General features: G+C 55.4%; 15 protein-coding genes. 10 read left to right on the top strand and 5 right to left on the bottom strand.

Annotated features, from left to right (window positions below; translation table 11 throughout):
• Positions 1–3 precede the first annotated feature (3 nt).
• From kdsC to npr, 9 genes are all read left to right on the top strand, one after another.
• On the top strand, positions 4–570 hold the full coding sequence (kdsC, locus tag RHN82_RS12245; RefSeq protein WP_047051238.1) for a 3-deoxy-manno-octulosonate-8-phosphatase KdsC: 567 nt from the start codon (positions 4–6) through the stop codon (positions 568–570).
• The gene (gene lptC / locus RHN82_RS12240; protein WP_047051239.1) at positions 567–1,142 is read left to right on the top strand and encodes an LPS export ABC transporter periplasmic protein LptC; all 576 of its coding nucleotides are present in this window, start codon (positions 567–569) and stop codon (positions 1,140–1,142) included. The genes kdsC and lptC overlap by 4 nt, the downstream gene beginning before the upstream one ends.
• Complete coding sequence (lptA, locus tag RHN82_RS12235; protein ID WP_015571984.1) at positions 1,111–1,665, top strand: lipopolysaccharide ABC transporter substrate-binding protein LptA; 555 nt, start codon at positions 1,111–1,113, stop codon at positions 1,663–1,665. Before lptC ends, lptA begins: the two co-directional genes overlap by 32 nt.
• A gap of 6 nt (positions 1,666–1,671) precedes the next feature.
• The gene (lptB, locus tag RHN82_RS12230) at positions 1,672–2,397 is read left to right on the top strand and encodes an LPS export ABC transporter ATP-binding protein (protein WP_003861862.1); all 726 of its coding nucleotides are present in this window, start codon (positions 1,672–1,674) and stop codon (positions 2,395–2,397) included.
• A gap of 47 nt (positions 2,398–2,444) precedes the next feature.
• Entirely contained in the window at positions 2,445–3,878 is a 1,434-nt protein-coding gene (gene rpoN / locus RHN82_RS12225; RefSeq protein ID WP_003861864.1) for an RNA polymerase factor sigma-54, read from the top strand.
• Between the two features lie 22 nt (positions 3,879–3,900).
• Positions 3,901–4,188, top strand: coding sequence for a ribosome hibernation promoting factor (gene hpf / locus RHN82_RS12220; RefSeq protein WP_003861866.1), 288 nt, complete (start codon positions 3,901–3,903; stop codon positions 4,186–4,188).
• Positions 4,189–4,270: 82 nt separating this feature from the next.
• Entirely contained in the window at positions 4,271–4,762 is a 492-nt protein-coding gene (ptsN, locus tag RHN82_RS12215) for a PTS IIA-like nitrogen regulatory protein PtsN (protein ID WP_003861869.1), read from the top strand.
• A gap of 45 nt (positions 4,763–4,807) precedes the next feature.
• A complete protein-coding gene (gene rapZ / locus RHN82_RS12210; RefSeq protein ID WP_003861870.1) occupies positions 4,808–5,662 on the top strand; it encodes an RNase adapter RapZ in 855 nt (284 codons plus the stop codon).
• The gene (npr, locus tag RHN82_RS12205) at positions 5,659–5,931 is read left to right on the top strand and encodes a PTS phosphocarrier protein NPr (protein ID WP_003861872.1); all 273 of its coding nucleotides are present in this window, start codon (positions 5,659–5,661) and stop codon (positions 5,929–5,931) included. The genes rapZ and npr overlap by 4 nt, the downstream gene beginning before the upstream one ends.
• 39 nt (positions 5,932–5,970) lie before the next feature.
• On the opposite strand, the gene mtgA is transcribed toward npr, so the two are convergent.
• The 5 genes from mtgA to lptF all read right to left on the bottom strand — a co-directional run bounded on the left by mtgA (position 5,971) and on the right by lptF (position 12,232).
• Entirely contained in the window at positions 5,971–6,696 is a 726-nt protein-coding gene (gene mtgA, locus RHN82_RS12200; RefSeq protein ID WP_047051240.1) for a monofunctional biosynthetic peptidoglycan transglycosylase, read from the bottom strand.
• The gene (elbB, locus tag RHN82_RS12195) at positions 6,693–7,346 is read right to left on the bottom strand and encodes an isoprenoid biosynthesis glyoxalase ElbB (protein ID WP_047051241.1); all 654 of its coding nucleotides are present in this window, start codon (positions 7,344–7,346) and stop codon (positions 6,693–6,695) included. The genes mtgA and elbB overlap by 4 nt, the downstream gene beginning before the upstream one ends.
• 232 nt (positions 7,347–7,578) lie before the next feature.
• Positions 7,579–9,912 carry an aerobic respiration two-component sensor histidine kinase ArcB gene (gene arcB, locus RHN82_RS12190; RefSeq protein ID WP_047051242.1) on the bottom strand — a complete coding sequence of 778 codons (2,334 nt, stop codon included), beginning with the start codon at positions 9,910–9,912 and terminating at the stop codon, positions 7,579–7,581.
• 137 nt (positions 9,913–10,049) lie between these two features.
• Complete coding sequence (gene lptG, locus RHN82_RS12185; RefSeq protein WP_001147540.1) at positions 10,050–11,132, bottom strand: LPS export ABC transporter permease LptG; 1,083 nt, start codon at positions 11,130–11,132, stop codon at positions 10,050–10,052.
• Positions 11,132–12,232 (bottom strand): LPS export ABC transporter permease LptF, encoded by a 1,101-nt coding sequence (gene lptF, locus RHN82_RS12180; RefSeq protein ID WP_000584142.1) that lies wholly within the window; start codon positions 12,230–12,232, stop codon positions 11,132–11,134. The genes lptG and lptF overlap by 1 nt, the downstream gene beginning before the upstream one ends.
• Before the next feature lie 265 nt (positions 12,233–12,497).
• Here lptF and pepA point away from each other — a divergent pair, with 265 nt between their 5' ends.
• Positions 12,498–14,009 (top strand): leucyl aminopeptidase, encoded by a 1,512-nt coding sequence (pepA, locus tag RHN82_RS12175; protein ID WP_003861882.1) that lies wholly within the window; start codon positions 12,498–12,500, stop codon positions 14,007–14,009.
• Positions 14,010–14,124: the final 115 nt, after the last annotated feature.

Raw genomic sequence — 14,124 nt, 5'->3', positions numbered from 1 at the left:
ACAATGAGTAATGCGGGTGCATCCCTTGCAACCTGTTATGGCCCGGTGAGCGCCCAGATGATGGCAAAGGCGGAAAATATCCGCCTGCTGATCCTCGATGTGGATGGTGTGCTCTCCGACGGTCTGATTTATATGGGCAATAACGGCGAAGAGCTGAAAGCCTTTAACGTTCGCGACGGTTACGGTATCCGCTGTGCGCTCACGTCCGGTATTGAAGTTGCTATCATCACCGGGCGGAAAGCTAAACTGGTAGAAGATCGGTGTGAAACGCTGGGAATTACCCATCTCTATCAGGGGCAGTCTGATAAGATGGTAGCCTTCCGGGATCTGCTGGGAAAACTGGCCATTGCACCAGAGAATGTGGCATACGTCGGGGATGATTTGATCGACTGGCCAGTGATGGCGGAGGTGGGTCTGAGCATCGCGGTGGCTGACGCGCACCCGCTGCTGATCCCGCGTGCTGATTACGTTACCCATATTCACGGTGGCCGCGGCGCCGTCCGTGAAGTTTGCGATCTGCTTCTGCTGGCGCAGGGCAAGCTTGATGAGGCGAAAGGGCAATCGATATGAGTAAAACCAGACGTTGGGTTATCATTCTGCTTGCGCTTGTCACCCTGGTACTGATTGGCGTCAACCTCGCTGACCGCGATGATACGCAAGCGGAAGTGGTTAACACGAGCGACCCGACCTATAAAAGCGATCACAGCGACACCGTGGTCTATAGCCCGGAAGGCGCGCTGAACTATCGCCTCGTTGCTCAGCATGTAGAATATTTTTCAGATGACGGTACCTCGTGGTTTACCCAACCGGTCATGACCACCTTTGATACGGACAAAGTGCCGACGTGGTCTATCAAGTCTGACCGGGCAAAACTGACAAATGACCGTATGCTTTACCTGTATGGTCACGTTGAAGTCAACGCCCTGACCGCTGACGCGCAACTGCGAAAAATTACGACGGATAACGCCCAGATCAACCTGGTCACCCAGGATGTCACGTCGCAGGATCTCGTCACCCTGTATGGCACAACATTTAATTCCAGCGGTTTAAGAATGCGCGGGAACTTACGCAGCAAAAACGCCGAGCTGATTGAAAAGGTTAGAACCTCCTATGAAATTCAAAACAAACAAACTCAGCCTTAAAGTTGTTATCGCCAGCGCGCTGCTGGCGGCCAGTCTTCCCGCGCTTGCTGTGACTGGCGACACCGAACAGCCGATTCATATTGAATCCGATACCCAGTCTCTGGATATGCAGGGTAACGTCGTCACCTTCACCGGCAACGTCGTCATGACCCAGGGCACCATCAAAATCAACGCCGACAAAGTGGTCGTTACCCGTCCGGGCGGCGAGCAGGGCAAAGAGATTATCGATGGTTATGGCAACCCGGCCACCTTCTACCAGATGCAGGACAACGGCAAGCCGGTGAAAGGCCATGCCTCGCATATGCACTATGAACTGGCGAAGGATCTGGTCATCCTGACCGGTAATGCTTACCTGGAACAGCTGGACAGCAATATCAAAGGCGACAAGATCACCTATCTGGTGAAAGAGCAGAAAATGCAGGCCTCCAGCGAAAAAGGCAAACGCGTCACGACCGTGCTTGTGCCTTCGCAGTTGCAGGACAAGAACAACGGTCAGGCTCCGGCAAAGAAAAAGAGTAACTAATTCGTTATGGCAACTTTAACTGCAAAAAACCTCGCGAAGGCGTATAAGGGCCGCCGCGTCGTCGAAGATGTCAGTCTGACCGTCAACTCCGGCGAAATCGTGGGTTTGCTTGGCCCTAACGGGGCGGGTAAAACCACGACCTTCTACATGGTGGTGGGCATTGTCCCGCGTGACGCCGGCAACATTATCATCGATGATGAAGATATCAGCCTGCTGCCGCTGCATGCCCGCGCGCGTCGTGGTATCGGCTATCTGCCGCAGGAAGCGTCTATCTTCCGCCGCCTAAGCGTGTTCGACAACCTGATGGCCGTGCTCCAGATCCGTGACGATCTGACCAGCGAGCAGCGCACTGACCGTGCGAACGAGCTGATGGAAGAGTTTCATATCGAACATCTGCGTGACAGCCTCGGCCAGGCGCTGTCCGGTGGTGAACGCCGCCGCGTTGAGATTGCGCGCGCGCTGGCAGCAAACCCGAAATTCATCCTGCTGGATGAACCGTTTGCGGGCGTTGACCCCATCTCCGTTATCGATATCAAACGTATTATTGAGCACCTGCGCGATAGCGGGCTTGGCGTACTGATCACGGACCACAACGTTCGTGAAACGCTGGCCGTGTGTGAGCGCGCCTACATAGTGAGCCAGGGCCATCTGATTGCCCACGGTACGCCGCAGCAAATCCTCGAAGATGAGCATGTTAAGCGCGTGTACCTTGGGGAAGACTTCAGACTCTGATAGGGTAGAGGTTAAGTCACGCCGAACCGGAGAAAAACGCTCTGAACATGAAGCAAGGTTTGCAATTACGGCTCAGCCAGCAACTGGCCATGACGCCGCAGCTACAGCAGGCAATCCGTCTGTTGCAGCTGTCCACGTTAGAACTCCAGCAGGAGCTCCAGCAGGCGCTGGACAGTAATCCGCTGCTGGAGCAAACCGATCTTCATGACGAGGTAGACGCCCAGCAGACGCAGGACACAGAAACGCTAGACTCCGTAGATGCGCTCGAACAGAAAGAGATGCCGGACGAACTGCCGCTGGATGCCAGCTGGGACGAAATCTACACCGCGGGTACCCCTTCCGGGACGCGTGCAGACTACCAGGACGATGAACTCCCGGTCTACCAGGGCGAAACCACCCAGTCGCTTCAGGACTACCTGATGTGGCAGGTAGAGCTGACCCCTTTCTCCGATACCGATCGCGCCATTGCCACCTCGATTGTCGATGCCGTTGACGACACGGGCTATTTGACCGTGACGCTGGACGAGATTCTGGAAAGCATCGGCGATGACGAGATTGAACTGGAAGAGATCGAAGCCGTTCTGAAACGCGTTCAGCGTTTCGACCCAATTGGCGTCGCCGCGAAAGATCTGCGCGACTGCCTTCTGATCCAGCTTTCGCAGTTTGCCAAAGAGACACCGTGGATTGACGAAGCCCGGCTCATCATCAGCGATCATCTGGATCTGCTGGCGAATCACGACTTCCGCACCCTGATGCGCGTCACGCGCCTGAAAGAAGAGGTGCTGAAGGAAGCGGTGAATCTGATCCAGTCCCTCGATCCGCGTCCGGGGCAGTCGATCCAGACCAGCGAACCGGAATATGTCATTCCTGATGTGCTGGTGAGAAAACACAATGGCCGGTGGGTCGTTGAACTGAACGCCGACAGCATTCCTCGCCTGCAAATCAACCAGCAATACGCCTCCATGTGCACCAGCGCACGTAATGACGCTGATAATCAATATATTCGCAGCAACCTTCAGGAAGCACGCTGGTTGATCAAGAGTCTGGAGAGCCGTAATGACACGCTGCTGCGCGTCAGCCGCTGTATTGTCGAACAGCAGCAGGCGTTCTTTGAGCAGGGCGAAGAGTTTATGAAACCGATGGTGCTGGCGGACATCGCCCAGGCCGTCGAGATGCATGAATCAACCATTTCCCGCGTGACCACGCAGAAGTATCTGCACAGCCCACGCGGTATTTTTGAGCTTAAGTATTTCTTCTCCAGCCACGTGAACACCGAAGGCGGCGGCGAAGCCTCGTCAACGGCCATTCGCGCACTGGTGAAGAAGTTGATCGCCGCGGAGAACCCCGCGAAGCCACTCAGTGACAGTAAGTTAACCACCATGCTGTCCGATCAGGGTATTATGGTGGCACGTCGTACTGTCGCGAAGTATCGAGAGTCTTTATCCATTCCGCCGTCTAACCAGCGTAAACAACTGGTTTGACACAACCGATAAGGAAGACACTATGCAGCTCAATATCACCGGACATAACGTCGAGATTACTGAGGCTTTACGCGATTTTGTAAACACTAAGTTTGCGAAACTCGAACAGTATTTCGAGAGGATCAACCAGGTCTATGTTGTGTTGAAAGTGGAGAAAGTGACGCATATCTCGGATGCGACCCTGCACGTCAACGGAGGGGAACTCCATGCCAGTGCGGAAGGGCAAGACATGTACGCGGCTATCGACGGCTTGATTGATAAGCTTGCGAGACAGCTCAATAAACATAAAGATAAACTGAAACAACACTAATTGTCCGGGCAGTTAACGGGTGCAGGACGGCCTGTTGTGAAACACAACAGGCCATTTGTACAGTTAGCGCTTAGGTGAAATTATGATAAACAACGATTCCGCTCTTCAACTGAGCAATGTCCTTAACCAGGATTGTACCCGCAGTGGCGTTCACTGCCAGAGCAAAAAACGTGCGCTGGAAATCATCAGTGAGCTGGCCGCAAAACAGCTGGGTCTGCCGCCGCAGATCGTGTTTGAAGCCATTCTGACCCGTGAAAAAATGGGCAGTACTGGCATCGGCAATGGCATTGCGATCCCGCATGGCAAGCTGGAAGAAGATACGCTGCGTGCCGTGGGGGTGTTTGTGCAACTGGAAACGCCTATCGCTTTTGACGCCATCGATAACCAGCCTGTGGATCTGCTCTTCGCGCTGCTGGTGCCTGCCGATCAGACCAAGACCCACCTGCACACTCTGTCGCTGGTTGCCAAACGTCTGGCGGATAAAACCATTTGTCGTCGACTGCGCTCAGCCCAAAGTGATGAAGAGCTTTATCAAATTATCACTGAAGCAGAAGGCAATCAGGATGAGGCATAATCGGGAAAGGGCCTTCAGAACGGCTGCCCTGAGGAGAAACGGAACATGGTGCTGATGATCGTCAGCGGTCGTTCGGGGTCCGGGAAGTCCGTGGCCCTGCGCGCGCTGGAAGACATGGGATTTTACTGTGTAGATAACCTGCCGGTAGTGTTGTTACCCGATCTGGCGCGGACGCTGGCGGACAGGCAAATCTCTGCCGCCGTCAGTATTGACGTGCGTAACATGCCGGAATCGCCGGAAATCTTCGAGCAGGCAATGAACAGCCTGCCGGAATGCTTCTCGCCTCAGCTCTTGTTCCTCGACGCTGACCGCAACACGCTGATCCGCCGTTACAGCGATACACGTCGTTTGCATCCGCTCTCCAGTAAAAATCTTTCGCTGGAAAGCGCCATCGATAAAGAGAGCGATCTGCTTGAGCCGCTGCGTTCCCGGGCCGATCTGATTGTCGACACCTCTGAAATGTCCGTCCACGAGCTGGCGGAAATGCTGCGTACGCGCTTACTCGGCAAGCGCGAGCGCGAACTGACGATGGTGTTTGAATCCTTCGGCTTTAAGCACGGCATACCTATCGATGCGGATTACGTTTTTGATGTGCGTTTCCTGCCGAACCCACACTGGGATCCGAAACTGCGTCCGATGACCGGTCTGGATAAGCCGGTGGCGGCGTTCCTCGACAGACACACAGAAGTACACAATTTTATCTACCAGACGCGAAGCTACCTTGAGCTATGGTTACCTATGCTGGAAACAAACAATCGCAGCTACCTGACGGTGGCGATTGGCTGTACCGGCGGTAAACATCGTTCGGTCTACATTGCCGAACAGCTGGCCGATTACTTCCGCTCACGCGGGAAGAACGTTCAGTCCCGTCATCGCACGCTGGAAAAACGTAAAACATGACCGTAAAACAGACCGTCGAAATCACCAACAAGCTGGGCATGCATGCGCGCCCGGCGATGAAGCTGTTTGAACTGATGCAGGGTTTTGATGCTGAGGTGCTGCTGCGCAACGACGAGGGAACCGAGGCAGAAGCCAACAGCGTGATTGCGCTACTGATGCTGGATTCTGCCAAAGGCCGTCAGATTGAAGTTGAAGCCACCGGCCCGCAGGAAGAAGAAGCGCTGGCGGCAGTGATTGCCCTGTTCAACGCCGGGTTTGACGAAGACTAACGTTCGCCATGTCGGCGGGTAGCGCTGCGCTAACCCGCCCTACATAAGATTATTTCGCTCCATAAACCCTTCCCCACCCAGCTGGCGCATCTGGCGCATAATCCACGCCTGGCGGCTTCGCACATAGCCTGACGGGGCGCTGGCCTTAAAACGCAGCGGGTTCGGCAGCACGGCGGCAAGCAGTGCCGCTTCGGACATAGTCAGCCTGCTGGCGGGCTTGCCAAAATAGCGCTGCGATGCCGCTTCGACACCAAATACGCCGTCACCAAATTCCGCGATATTCAGGTAGACGGTTAAAATGCGTTTTTTGCTCCACACCGTCTCGACCCCCAGCGTCAGCCCGGCCTCCAGTCCTTTTCTTACCCAGCTGCGACCGTCCCATAAGAACAGGTTTTTTACCGTCTGCTGAGAAAGCGTTGACGCACCGCGGACGCGGTTTTCATGACGCTCATTATGATCCAGCGCCTTCTCGATAGCCGCCACGTCAAAACCCCAGTGCTCCGGGAACTTCTGATCTTCTGCGGCAATGACCGCCAGCCCCATCCACGGCGAGATGGCATCCATGCTGACCCAGTCAGAATGGGCAACATAGCCAAAATCCCCTGAGAGCCAGGCGCTAATCTGCCGCTCTGCCATCACGGCCGAGAACGGGACGGGCAGGATGCTGAACAGCGCAATACCGCCGCCCCAGAACACGGCCAGGACCAGCACAATACGCAGCAGGATCCGTTTTAACCACCCGCCGGGGGAGAATTTACGACTCATTCGGTCAGGACCAGCACTCTGTCCACCAGCTTTTCAATGCCTGCGGCAGCCTCGGCGATGTTCTGCGCCAGCATATACGCTGGCGTGGTGATGATCTTGTTATCCTCGTCCACCACAATGTCGTCTACCGGACATGGCACGTGTTCGCCGCCCATATCCTCGACAATCTCAGCGGTATCAATGTCGGTTCCGATCGTGAGCCGCAGCGGGAAATCAAAAATTTTCGGCAGCATGGCCGGCGCAATGCAGATAAAGCCCTGCGGCTTACCTGCCGCATGCATCGCCAGCGATAGCGCTTTCAAATCGGGATCGACATGACACGCCGCGCCTTCCGTTGCAAACGTGCTCAGGTTTTTCGCCGCGCCAAAACCGCCCGGCACGATGAGCGCATCAAGCTCAGCGGCATCGGCCTGTGCCAGCGGGTGAATATCGCCGCGCACAATACGCGCCGCTTCAATCAGCACGTTACGGCTTTCCGCCATTGACTCGCCGGTGAGATGATTAATCACGTCTGCCTGAGTTTTATCCGGGGCGAAGCAGATAACGTCTGCCCCCTGGCGCGATAATGCCAGCAGCGTTAATACGGTTTCATGTATCTCTGAACCATCGTAAACACCACATCCGCTCAGCACGACACCAATCTTTTTCATTCTGACGATCCTTCTATGCAACTCGCTGAAGCACATTAAAAATTCTGATTAAAACGCTATGCTTCACACATTTCACTGATTCATGTAACAAACTGTTTAAGATTTGCTATCTTATCTGCGTGCGGCCTCAATTTTCAGGCGGCGTCCATGCGAAAACAACCCATAAAAATCAGGCGCAGCCACGATTTCCCTGGTGTTGGCGCAGTATTCGCGCACCCCGGTATAGCCGGGGTCATTTTTTTCTGGCATCCACCCAGGCTTTCAGCACTGCCACATCGTTTTGCCACTCTTGTTTCATCTCTTCGACCCAATCACCTACATTATCTTCCCAGGCAGGTAAATCAGGCGACTGAATCTGTTGGCCCAGTTGCTGGAGATGGCGTAACCCGACCGATCCTGCCGCGCCTTTGATTTTATGTCCCTCTTCGACGATGCCCTTCTTGTCACGCGCCGTCAGGTTGGATTCGAGCACGTTCAGATAGCCCGGCATCATTTTTTCGAACACGGCCAGGCCATCGGTGATCAGTTTTGGTCCCACCAGATCGATATACTGCTCCAGCATGGCGGTATCCAGTATCGTTTGGGCTTTGGCGCTATCAACAGACGTCATGGTGCTCTCCTCTTCATCACAGGTATCCCAGAACTTCTTGATCATCGCCGTCAGGGCAGGTACCGCCAGCGGCTTGCTGAGCACATCGTCCATACCGGCCTCGAGGTACTCTTTTTTATCTTTCAGCACGTTTGCGGTCAACGCCACCAGCGGCGGCAGCTCGTCAGGAGCATATTTGCGCGTCAGCTCGCGGGAGATATCCAGCCCGGTCATGTCCGGTAGCTGAATATCCAGCAGCACCAGGTCGTACTCGCCCGGCGTGAACATCTCCAGCGCGGCTTTGCCGGTCATCGCCACATCCACGCTGTTACCGAGTTTTTCCAGTACCGACCGGGCGACAATGACGTTCAGCTCAATATCTTCCACCAGCAGGACGTGCAGGGCTGGCAGCGGCATATCGTCGTTCTCAAACGTATCTTCTACCTCTTCCGCCACGGCAGGCGCGTGGACGGTAAGCGTAAAGGTGGAGCCTTTACCCGGCTGGCTGGCAACGGTGATATCCCCGCCCATACTTTTCGCCAGACGTTTCGACACCGCCAGGCCAATGCCCGTACCGGTCGCCGGTTTACCGCCGTGGCTGTCTTTAACCTGATAATACATGGCGAAGATCTTATCCTGCTCCTCCTGAGGAATGCCGATACCCGAGTCCTCAACTTCAAAGTGCAGCATGTCCCCTTCGTCATAGCGAATGCGCACCGCAACCTGCCCCTTCTGGGTAAACTTCACGGCGTTGCTGATGAGGTTCCACAGGATCTGCCGCAGACGCGTGCCGTCCGTCACCACTTTATGCGGCAACGGCAGCGTTGGCTCCATCACAAAGCTCAACCCTTTTTGCTGAGCCTGTAAACCTGACAGGTTTTCCAGGTCCGCGAGGAAACCGGTAAAATCAACCGGCTGGTTGTCGAGCTGAACTTTACGGCGCTCCATCTTATCCATGTCGATAATATCATTGAAGATATTACCCAGCGTGACCGCCGAGACGTGGATCGTTTTGAGGTATTTTTCCTGCTCGCTGGTCAGCTCGGTATCCAGCAGAATGCGGCTCAGCCCCACAATGCCATTCAGCGGAGTGCGCAGTTCATGGCTGATGGTGGAGATGAAGGTGGTTTTATCCCGGCTGGCGCGCTCCAGCGCATCCTGATAGCGCTTACGCTCGGTGATATCACGGCCAAAGCCCATCAGCCCATGACGTTTACCCACCCGGTCGTAATAAGGCACTTTGCGGATCTCAAAGCAGGCTTTGCGCCCGTCGGGGTAGTCCAGCCACTGCTCATAGGTCAGCGAAACGTTATGACGGAAGACCTTTTCATCCGTCTCCATCACTTTTGCTGCCGCCTCTTCGGAATAGACATCCTGAGGTTTCAGGTGGATCAGTTGCTTTTCGCTTTTTCCGGTCAACAGTTCCATGGCCCGGTTACAGCCGGAGAACTCTTTATCTTCATTACGGTAGAACACCAGATCCGGCGACGCATCGAGAAACGAGCGCAGGAAAGAGGATTGCTGTTCAAGCTGGATCTGCGTCACTTCACGCTCTTTCATCTCAACTTTCAGCTGCTCAAGCGTGGTCTGACGCTCGGCTTCCGCCTTCTCACGGTCTGAAATTTCCTGATTCAGCTGGGCAATGTTGTCCTTAAGCTGAACGTTGAGTTTGAGATCGCGCTCGCGCATCTCTTCCAGCTTATCCACCAGTTTCGATAAACGCTGTCGGGACTCTTCCAGCTGCTCAACCACCACGGAGAGGAAATAGACCGCCCATGGGGTAATCAGCAGGCCAAAGAAAATAGAGCGGATCACGTCGATGCTCTCGACCTGACCATGCAGAACCATGGTTACGGCCATTTGCACGACGATGGCCAGAACGACCAGCGCCAGCGCCAGCAGCATGGAAAAACGCACCAGCCCGAGCTTCATCATCAGGTCGACGTAGTACTGGGCCAGCATTCGAATTTGCTTCATAGAGGATCCCTTCACGACTTTATCGCTCAATAATACTCAAATTCACGGCGAGGCGTTGAAGGTTGTGAGAAAAAGTGCGGGGTGAAACAGGAGATTAGCCTCGCCCCCGGGCAACCGGGAGCGAGGAAGAAGGTTTATCAGGAGCGTTTTAGCAGCATCCAGAGGCTGATCAGGAAGAAACTGGCGCTCGGCAACAGCGCGCCGATAATTGGCGGAATGCCATACACCAGCGTCAGCGGACCGAAAATCTGATCGAGGACGTAGAACACGAAACCAAAGCTGATACCGGTTACTACGCGAACCCCCATCGGCACGCTACGCAGCGGTCCAAAGATGAACGATAGCGCCATCAGCATCATCACGGCCACGGACAGCGGCTGGAAGATTTTGCTCCACATGTTGAGCTGGTAACGCCCCGCATCCTGTCCGCTCGATTTCAGATACTTCACGTAGTTATGCAGACCGCTGATGGAGAGCGCATCGGGATCGAGCGCTACCACGCCAAGCTTGTCCGGCGTCAGGTTGGTTTTCCAGGTACCGCTCACGGTCTGCGAACCGGTGATCTGTTTCGGGTTCGTCAGGTCAGATTCATCAACCTGGGATAACCGCCACAGCTTGTTGTTCGCATCAAATTTAGCGGAGGCGGCATAACGCACCGACTGCAAACGACGATCGTTATTGAAGGCATAGATGCTCACGCCGCCCAGTTCATCGTCCCCTTTCACGCGTTCGATATAGACGAAGTTCTGACCATCTTTCGCCCATAACCCCTGCTGCGTGGAGAGCAGTGAACCGCCGTACATAGCCTGAGCACGGTAGTTACGCGCCATCTGTTCGCCCTGCGGTGCGACCCATTCGCCAATCGCCATGGTCAACAGCACCAGCGGGATCGCGGTTTTCATCACCGACAGCGCAACCTGCATACGGGTAAAGCCCGATGCCTGCATCACCACCAGCTCGCTACGCTGAGCCAGCATCCCCAGGCCCAGCAGCGCACCCAGCAGGGCCGCCATCGGGAAGAAGATCTGCACATCTTTTGGTACGCTGAGCAGGGTATACATCCCGGCGCCCAACGCGTCGTAACTCCCCTGCCCGGCTTTTTTCAGCTGGTCGACAAATTTGATAATGCCCGAGAGCGACACCAGCATGAACAGGGTCATCATGATGGTGGTGAAAATCGTTTTACCGATATAGCGGTCAAGTACGCCAAACGCCTGCATTAGATGGCTCCTTTACGCGTAAACCGGGCACGAAGACGACGCACAGGCACCGTGTCCCACAAGTTGAGTCCGACTGCCAGCAGCAGATACAAACCATTCACGACCCAGGTCCAGATCATCGGGTCAATTTTTCCTTTCCCGCCGTTAGACTTGATTGAGGTTTGCAGCAGGAAGAACACCAGATACAGCAGCATCGCAGGCAGCATCGACAGCACGCGGCCCTGACGCGGGTTCACCACGCTCAGCGGAACCACCATCAGCGCCATCATAAATACGGTGAATACCAGCGTGATACGCCAGTGCAGTTCAGCACGCGCACGATCGGTATCGGTATTCATTAAGGTGCGCATATCCATCTGCTCAGTATCCGTGGGATCGAGCGCGACGGCCTGATGACCAATGATGGCCTGGTAGTTCTGGAAATCAGTAATACGGAAGTCGCGCAGCATAGCCGTGCCTTCGAAACGCGTTCCTTTGTTCAGCGTGACAACCTGAGAGCCGTCTTTACGCTGCGCCAGCTGACCGGAGTCCGCTACCACCACAGAAGGGCGAGCGTTACCTTTCGGGCGCAGTTGAGCAAGAAACACGTCATTAAAGCGGTTGCCATCGACGCTTTCGATAAACAGCACGGAGTTACCGTCGGTCGCCTGCTGGAACTGCCCCTGCGCCAGCGCCGCCAGCCCCGGGTTAGCTTTTGCTTCCGCCAGCACCTCATCCTGATGACGGGACGAGGTCGGCCCCGCCCACATGACGTTAACCGCAGCAACTATGCCCGTGAACAGCGCCAGCACCATGGCTGCTTTTACCAGTACGGCTTTACTGAGGCCGCAGGCATGCATCACGGTGATTTCGCTTTCGGTATAGAGCTTACCCAAGGTCATCAGCAGACCAAGGAACAGGCTTAACGGCAGGATAAGCTGCGCCATTTCCGGCACGCCAAGCCCGAGCAGGGAAAGCACCAGATTCGTTGGGATTTCGCCATCAACCGCCGCGCCGAGGATCCTGACCAGCTTCTGACAGAAAAAGATCAGAAGGAGGATAAAGAGGATCGCCAGTTGGCTCTTCAGCGTCTCCCGAACCAGATATCTTATGATTATCACTTTAAATACGCCCGTTAAAACTCGTCTTATGCAGGAATTTAGCTTGTTTCATGGCTTAAACGTCATTTATTCTCTTGAGTCGTCGAAATCATCGCTAAGATTAAAAAAGCCGGCGGATTCGCGCTTCATGACATTTATTGACGTGTCGAAACCGTAGTAACGTAAGATTAACACGAAGTCACCACAACGGCGGACATGAGTTACGAAAGGTTTCAATTCTATCCGTAGCCGCCGCCGTTGTCTTTAAGATTCAGGAGCGTAGTGCATGGAGTTCAGTGTAAAAAGCGGTAGCCCGGAGAAACAGCGGAGTGCCTGCATCGTTGTGGGCGTCTTTGAACCACGCCGACTCTCCCCGATCGCCGAGCAACTCGATAAAATCAGCGACGGCTATATCAGCGCCCTGCTGCGCCGTGGCGAACTGGAAGGCAAACCAGGGCAGACCTTGTTGCTGCACCATGTTCCGAACGTCCTGTCCGAGCGTATTCTGCTGATTGGCTGTGGTAAAGAACGTGAGCTTGATGAGCGCCAGTACAAGCAGGTTATTCAGAAAACCATTAATACACTGAATGATACTGGTTCGATGGAAGCCGTCTGCTTCCTGACGGAGCTGCACGTTAAGGGCCGCAACACGTACTGGAAAGTGCGCCAGGCCGTCGAAACCGCAAAAGAGAGCCTCTACAGCTTTGATCAGCTGAAGACCACCAAAAGCGAGCCGCGTCGCCCGCTGCGTAAAATGGTCTTTAACGTGCCGACCCGTCGCGAGCTGACCAGCGGCGAGCGCGCCATTCAGCACGGTCTGGCCATTGCCGCCGGTATTAAAGCGGCAAAAGATCTTGGCAATATGCCGCCAAACATCTGTAACGCCGCGTACCTGGCGTCTCAGGCGCGCCAGCTGGCTGACGCCTACAGCAAGAACGTCATCACCCGCGTTATCGGCGAACAGCAGATGAAAGAGCTGGGGATGCACTCTTATCTGGCGGTCGGTAACGGCTCCCAGAACGAATCCCTGATGTCGGTCATTGAGTACAAGGGCAATCCGTCTGAAGATGCGCGTCCCATCGTGCTCGTCGGTAAAGGGCTGACCTTCGACTCCGGCGGTATCTCCATCAAGCCTTCAGAAGGCATGGATGAGATGAAGTACGACATGTGCGGCGCGGCGGCGGTTTACGGCGTTATGCGCATGGTCGCGGAACTTCAGTTGCCCATCAACGTGATCGGCGTGCTGGCGGGCTGCGAAAACATGCCTGGCGGCCGCGCTTATCGTCCGGGTGATGTGCTGACCACCATGTCCGGCCAGACCGTTGAGGTGCTGAACACCGACGCCGAAGGCCGTCTGGTGCTGTGCGACGTGCTGACCTACGTTGAGCGTTTCGAACCTGAAGCGGTGATAGACGTAGCAACGCTGACCGGCGCCTGCGTGATTGCGCTGGGGCATCACATCACCGGCCTGATGTCGAACCACAACCCGCTGGCGCATGAGCTGATCGGCGCGTCCGAACAGGCCGGCGACCGCGCGTGGCGCCTGCCGCTGGGGGACGAGTTCCAGGAACAGCTGGAGTCTAACTTCGCAGACATGGCGAACATCGGCGGTCGTCCTGGCGGGGCGATTACCGCGGGCTGCTTCCTGGCGCGCTTCACCCGCAAGTACAACTGGGCGCACCTGGACATCGCGGGGACCGCATGGCGCTCCGGCAAAGCCAAAGGCGCGACCGGACGTCCGGTGGCGCTGCTGTCGCAGTTCCTGCTCAATCGTGCGGGTTTTAACGGCGACGAGTGATGAAAACGCCGGGTGGCGGCTACGCCTTACCCGGCCTACAGCGTCACTCAACCGTAGGCCGGGTAAGCGTAGCGCCACCCGGCTTTGCATTTAAATCCACGACAAGAAGCCCCAT

The sequence above is a fragment of the Enterobacter cloacae complex sp. EB5 genome (genome assembly GCF_031432835.1).
GTDB lineage: Bacteria > Pseudomonadota > Gammaproteobacteria > Enterobacterales > Enterobacteriaceae > Enterobacter > Enterobacter hormaechei_C.
This window is presented reverse-complemented; position numbering and strand designations above follow the sequence as displayed.